The sequence below is a fragment of the Streptomyces lonarensis genome, assembly GCF_012033735.1.
In the GTDB taxonomy this organism is placed as follows: domain Bacteria; phylum Actinomycetota; class Actinomycetes; order Streptomycetales; family Streptomycetaceae; genus Streptomyces; species Streptomyces lonarensis.
Genome location: NZ_JAAVJD010000281.1, coordinates 1 through 5961 on the forward strand (window position 1 = coordinate 1; position 5961 = coordinate 5961).

Sequence of the window (5961 nt, forward strand, 5' to 3'; positions counted from 1 at the left end):
CGCCGGGCCTGCTGCCGCGCCCGGTCCAGCCCGGAGGGCGCGTCGCCCTCCGCCCCGCCGCCCGCCGCGTCCGCCGCCCGCCGGGGGCGGCGACTCCGCCCGGCACGGCGCGCGACCGCCCGCCCGGACCCCCACGGACCGGGCGGGCGGTGGCGTCGGACCCGCGGGGCGGGCCGTCGATCCGGGCCGTCAGCGGTCGGCGACGCCGATCTCGAACAGGTCGTCGCAGACCACGGGCGGGGTGGAGTCACCGGCGTCGGTGGCGATGGTGAACCCCTCGCTCTCCCCCGGGGCCACGATCTCCAGCTCGGCGGCCGGGTCGCCGCACTCGCCGGTCGCGGCATCCTCGTCGACCGTGCGCAGCTCGTAGGTGACGCCGCCGTCCGGGTCGAGGGCCAGCGGGCCGATGGGCTGGTCCTCCTCGGTGGCAGGCTCCCCGATGGGGTTGCCCTCGGCGTCGAACGGGGTGACGGTCGGGAAGCCGGCGAGCTGGCAGGTCTCCGCCCCCAGGTTCATGATCTCCAGGGTGTGGACCGTGCGCTCGGAGCCGTCGTCCTCGGGTCCCGTGAGGAACGCCTCCAGCGTCTCGCCGCTGCACGGATCGAACGCGCCGCCCTCGGCGCCCTCGCGCGGTTCGTCCCCGCCGAGGTCGTCGGTGCCGCCGGTGAGACCCGGCTCCTCGACGTCCGGGTCGGGCTGGATGTCGGTGTCCGGTTCGGTGGTCTCCTGGTCCGTTCCGCCGTCGTTGTCGTCGTCGCCCGAGCCGCACGCGGAGGCGGTGAGGGCGAGGACCGCCACGGCCGCCACCGCCAGCACGCCGCGGGGTCGTCGGCGGGAGGCGCCCCGCCGGGAGCGGCCGGTCGCGGCGACCGCCTCGACGGCGGCGGCGTGGTGGCTCTGATCACTTGTGCCCCGCTTCGGGGCTTCGGTCCCGTTGTCCATGCGCTGCCGCCTGCCCGACCCGATCGCCCCCACACCGGCCCGAAGCATTCGAGCCGGATCGGTCCACGGGCAACCCCGCGCGTGTCGCGTGGTGTCCCGCGGCGGGGCCCCCGGGGCGGGCGCGGCGGGTTCCCCGGGCGGCCACAGGCCCCCGGCGTCCCGCCCCACCTGCTGCACAACGGCCTCGCACACGCGGTCGGCGGCGCGCGGGAATAGCGTCCACCGTGCAGAATGTTGAGAGTTCAACTAACCTGAAGCGGTACGCCAAGGAGGCCACCATGCCCGCGATCACCGTGGAGAACCCGCTCACCCTGCCCGCCGTCGCCCCGCCCGCCGCACCGGAGGCGCGCCCGCGCCCCGTGCTCGGCGTCGTCACCGCGCCCACCGGGTTCGAGGGCGAGGGCTTCCCGGTCCGCCGCGCGTTCGCGGGCATCAAGTACCGGCACCTCGACCCGTTCATCATGATGGACCAGATGGGAGAGGTGGAGTACGCGCCGGGCGAGCCCAAGGGCACCCCGTGGCACCCCCACCGCGGCTTCGAGACCGTCACCTACCTGATGGACGGCACCTTCGTCCACCAGGACAGCGAGGGCGGCGGCGGCGTCATCAACGACGGCGACACCCAGTGGATGACCGCCGGCTCCGGGCTGCTGCACATCGAGGCGCCGCCGGAGAAGCTCGTCATGACGGGCGGCCTGTTCCACGGCATCCAGCTCTGGGTCAACCTGCCGGCCAAGGACAAGATGACCAGCCCCCGCTACCAGGACATCGGCGGCGGCAACGTCAAGCTCCTCACCACCCCGGACGGCGGCGGGCTGCTGCGCCTCATCGCCGGCGACCTCGACGGCCACAGCGGCCCCGGCGTCACCCACACGCCAATAACTCTCGTCCACGCCACCGTCTCCCCCGGCGCCGAGATCACCCTGCCCTGGCAGAGCGACTACAACGGCCTGGCCTACGTCCTCTCCGGACGCGGCAGCGTCGGCACCGACCACCGGCCGGTGGAGCTCGGGCAGACCGCGGTCTTCGGCGACGGCGACTCCATCACCGTGCGCGCCGACGACAAGCAGGACGGCAACACGCCGAACCTGGAGGTCATCCTGCTCGGCGGGCGCCCGATCCGGGAGCCGATGGCGCACTACGGCCCGTTCGTCATGAACAGCCAGGCCGAACTGCGTCAGGCCTTCGAGGACTTCCAGGCCGGCCGCCTCGGCCGCGCCCCCGGCCCCGTCCCGCACACCACCCCCGACGACGCCGCCCCGACCGCCGACTGACCACCCGGGCGGCACGCGACGCCCACCACCACGACGGGCCCGGCAGCCACGGCTGCCGGGCCCGTCGCACTGCCCACCGGCGGGGGTGCAGTTAGCACAACTCCCGGGTCGACCCACCGGAAACTTCGGATGTCCACCTCATCTGCCGATTGCCGTGGCTGATCGTGCAATCGGATGTTTTGATGGCGCCACGGCGGCCACCGCGGGGGGCGGTTACGCCGGGTCGGACGTTTTCCAGGGGGTGGGTCTCCGTGCGCTTGACGCTGTCCATGACCACATCGGCACAGGAAATTCCGTGGCCGTCGGTGCTCTCACCGGGCCGGTCATTGGTCTACGGGCTACTTGCCCGTCATGCGCCGCAGTTGGGCCGACGGTTGCACGCCGAGGGCCACGGCGTCCATCGCATGGCTCCGTTCGGGCACAGCGCGCCGTACTTTCCCCACGCGGCCCGCAGCCGAGGCCGGTACGCGGCGGGTGGATCGGGAACGATCGAGTTCGGCAGCCCGCTGTCCGAGCTGCTGGAAGCCGTGGCACGCGGCCTGGCCGGGCGGGAGGTGCTGGACTGGGGTGGCGTCGCGCTGCGCGTGACAGGCCTCGCCGCAGTGGAGCCACCGTCCTTCGCCTCCGGGCTCGCCACCTTTCGGACGACCACCCCGGTCGTCATGAAGAGTGCGGGCGGCGAAAGAGGTGGCGACCAGCTGCCCCGGCAGCAGTGGCTGCTCCCGGGGGACCCCGGGTGGGCGGCGTATCTCCAGGGCAATCTTGTGCGCAAGGCCGAGACCCTGGGACTCAAGCCCGCGATCGAGGTGGTCTCCGTCGGCTCGGTCGGGCCGAAGCGCTCCTTCAGCGTGGGGTCCGGCAAGAAGCCCGGTGCCACGATCGAGGTGACCCTCCGCGGAGAGCCCGACGTGCTGGCGGCCGTGTGGAGTTGGGGGCTCGGGCAGGGCAACTCAGCCGGCTTCGGGTGGATCGCTGCTTGATCGAGGGCGACCGGCGCCGCCCCGAACAGCCAGGACAGCGCCGGCCTCATGGTCACACCCCATCGGCCCCGCCCCCGCAGAGTGGACGGAGCCGCGGCCGGGGCCAGGGGCTGGGTATCAGCCCCAGACGTTGAGGTTGCTGTTGCCGCTGCTCTGGTAGCCCTCCGTGGCGAGGACCATGTAGTAGCTGAAGTTGCCGAGGCCCATGCCCGCGCGGTTCCAGGCGTCGAAGTGGTTGCCGGTGGTGATGGTGCCGCCGACGCGGCGGGACTGGCGGACGCTCCAGTACTGCGGGAAGGTCCGGTTGCCCTCCACCGACGGGGCGTTGTAGCGCATGGTGCGGTAGATGTCGTAGGTGCCGCCGTCGCTGTGCACGGTGCCGCGGTGCTCGCCGGTGGGCCGGTAGGTGCCCCAGCTGTCGACGACGTAGTACTCGACCAGCGGGTTGGAGGTCCAGCCGTAGAGGCAGAGGTATCCGTTGCCGGACGGGTTGAAGCTGCCGGAGTAGCCGACGTTGCGGCGGCCCCCGTTCCGCCAGCCCTTGCCGCAGACGAAGTTGCCGGTGTTCCGCCAGTTGGTGCTGTAGTTGCCGCCGTTGCCGAGCGTCATGGAGACGGTGTTGGGGGCGTCCGTCCAGAACGTGAAGTAGAACCCGCCGTGGGTGCCTTCCTGGTTCTGGGTGATGGTCTGGGCGTGGGCGGTGCCGGTGGTGAGCAGTGTGGACGAGGTGAGGGTGAGGGCGCCGACTCCGCCGAGGAACAGCCTCCGGCTGAGGGGCCGTTGCGGTGCGTCGGGCCGGTCGGTCTCGGTGGGGCGGGTAGCGCGGCTCGGGTTCTTCGCCATGTGGTTCCTCCTGGGGACCGCCGCATGGCCGGCCTGCGCGTGCGACCCGTGCCGGCCTCGCGGGGGTGGGGGGACCGCCGCCGGGGTGGCGGCGGTGTGGAACACGTGGTGCGGTCCGGCCGCCGTCGGCTCGTCCACGGCCGGTGCCGGGCCGCGGGGGCGGCCCGGGTACGACGGTCGGTGGTGCGGCTGCCGGCCCGTCGTGCCCAGAATGGTGCGGCGGACCGGTCGCCGCGTCAACGGTTCCCGCAATACTTCCGAAACAGAACGGAAGCACGTTCCGTATCGTGCGGACGGTCCACCAGGTCACGGCGGTGGCTGGTGGCGGGGATCGCCGTATCGGCCGAAAACGCTGCCCTCTTCCCGCTTGCCGGCTCCGAGAATTATCGGAGCAGTGGGGGTGCGGGAGGCGCCAGGGGCGGGCGGTGCGGGAGCGGGCCCGAGGAGGGGCGGGCCCGCCCGGACGGCCACGGCGCCACGGCGGGTTGTGTCTGCCTGCTCGCCGGTCAGAAGGAGACCGTGAAGGTGGTGGCCTCCTTCACGAACAGCGTCTCGCCGCCCTCGGTCTCGGCGAGGACCGACACCGTCCACTCGCCGGCAAGCGCTTCGATGTAGCCCTCGTACTCCTCCTCGTCGTAGTCGCCGTCGTCGGTGACGGCGTAGACGCAGGAGACCCTCTTCTCCGAGACGGTCTCGCACTCGGCCGGGTCCTCGTAGCTGATGATCTCGCGGAGGATTCCGTCCTCGAAGTCTTCGGGCAGTGCGACGACCTGCACGGTCTTCAGTGCGGAGTCGCCGGAGAAGTCACCCGTGAAGTCGGTGGTGACGGTCAGCGAGACCGCCGTGCCGTTCGGCGCGGACACCCACTCGGCGTGGGCGTCGCTCAGTGTCAGCTTGTCGGACGGCCCGCCGGCGGCGACCGCGATCCCCCCGGCGGCGACCGCGCCGACCGCGGCAAGACCGGCAACGAGCGAGACGAGGACACGCTTGTTCATGAGAACTCCTCAAGGGAAGAGGGACCGGGAGTTCCCCGCGAGTTGAGCGGCGGAATTCCGGAACCGCCTTTGCGGCGACCCCGATTGCGGTTCCCTTTGCTTGAGAACGAATCTATGGCGCGGCACCCGGGCGGTGCTTCGTCCTGCTGAACGATCGGCTCACTCAACCAGAGATAGAGACGGGCGGTCGGCGTCCACCCATCGGTGCCCGGCGGCGCCCCGCGCCCCCGGCGGTGCGGGGCAGGGAGGCGGGGGCCGGGCGGGGTGCGGGGGCTGCCGGCCGGGCGCGCGGTGCGTGGGTGTCGCGCCGCCGGCTCGTCAGCGGCTCCGGCGCGGTTCCGGGCGTGCGTCAGCACCGCGGCACGACGTGCAGCGGTGACGCGGGGAAGGTGGTGGGGCCGGCAGCACCGGCCCGCGCGCACGCGGTGGCGGTTGTTGCCGAGGCGACGGCGGAGCGGGCCGGCGCGAGCGTCGTCAGGGGTGCTGTTCGGGGCGGGAACCGGGCGCGGTGGCGGGGTTCGGCTCACCGAGCTTGTTGCGCAGCGCGAGGTTGGCGGCCCAGGCGGCGGCGAGGCCGAGGACGGTGGCGACGATGACGGCGGCCACGTCCGGTATGCCTCCGGTGAGCAGCAGACCGGCGACCAGGACGACGACGACACCGATCGCGGCGGCGACGCTCTGCCGTGTGCGCTTCTTCATGATGCGACCTCCTGACGACGTGCGATGTCGTTCGCATGCCCACCTGAAGGCGACTCAGCCATGGCGGTGCGGGCGCGGCAGGCGGAATCGGCCAGGGGAGGCGGCGGCAGAAGGTGCGCGGCAGCGCCCGAGTGGTGGTGAAGCGCGCCGTAGCACGGCGGGTGGGGTCAGGCGCGGGCAGGCCCGCGCCCCCCCCCCGTCACGTCGACACGGCCTCCCGCGGAAGCG

The 5961-nt window shown here is 72.8% G+C and carries 6 protein-coding genes; 2 read left to right on the top strand and 4 right to left on the bottom strand.

The features are described 5' to 3' along the window. Positions 1-189: 189 nt before the first annotated feature. Positions 190-942 (bottom strand): DUF4232 domain-containing protein, encoded by a 753-nt coding sequence (locus HCN56_RS22740; protein WP_167974099.1) that lies wholly within the window; start codon positions 940-942, stop codon positions 190-192. A 278-nt stretch (positions 943-1220) separates the two neighbouring features. Here HCN56_RS22740 and HCN56_RS22745 point away from each other — a divergent pair, with 278 nt between their 5' ends. After that, the gene (locus tag HCN56_RS22745) at positions 1221-2216 is read left to right on the top strand and encodes a pirin family protein (RefSeq protein WP_167974101.1); all 996 of its coding nucleotides are present in this window, start codon (positions 1221-1223) and stop codon (positions 2214-2216) included. A gap of 404 nt (positions 2217-2620) precedes the next feature. Beyond that, positions 2621-3196, top strand: a complete 576-nt coding sequence (locus HCN56_RS22750) for a CRISPR-associated endoribonuclease Cas6 (RefSeq protein WP_209313076.1) — start codon at positions 2621-2623, stop codon at positions 3194-3196. 117 nt (positions 3197-3313) lie between these two features. Here the strand turns inward: HCN56_RS22750 and xynA are convergent, their stop codons facing one another. From xynA to HCN56_RS22765, 3 genes are all read right to left on the bottom strand, one after another. Continuing rightward, positions 3314-4039: an endo-1,4-beta-xylanase XynA gene (xynA, locus tag HCN56_RS22755; protein ID WP_167974105.1), complete on the bottom strand. Its 726-nt coding sequence runs from the start codon at positions 4037-4039 to the stop codon at positions 3314-3316. A gap of 506 nt (positions 4040-4545) precedes the next feature. Further along, positions 4546-5034, bottom strand: a complete 489-nt coding sequence (locus tag HCN56_RS22760; RefSeq protein ID WP_167974107.1) for a DUF5707 domain-containing protein — start codon at positions 5032-5034, stop codon at positions 4546-4548. 474 nt (positions 5035-5508) lie between these two features. Beyond that, complete coding sequence (locus HCN56_RS22765) at positions 5509-5733, bottom strand: hypothetical protein (RefSeq protein ID WP_167974109.1); 225 nt, start codon at positions 5731-5733, stop codon at positions 5509-5511. Positions 5734-5961 lie beyond the last annotated feature (228 nt).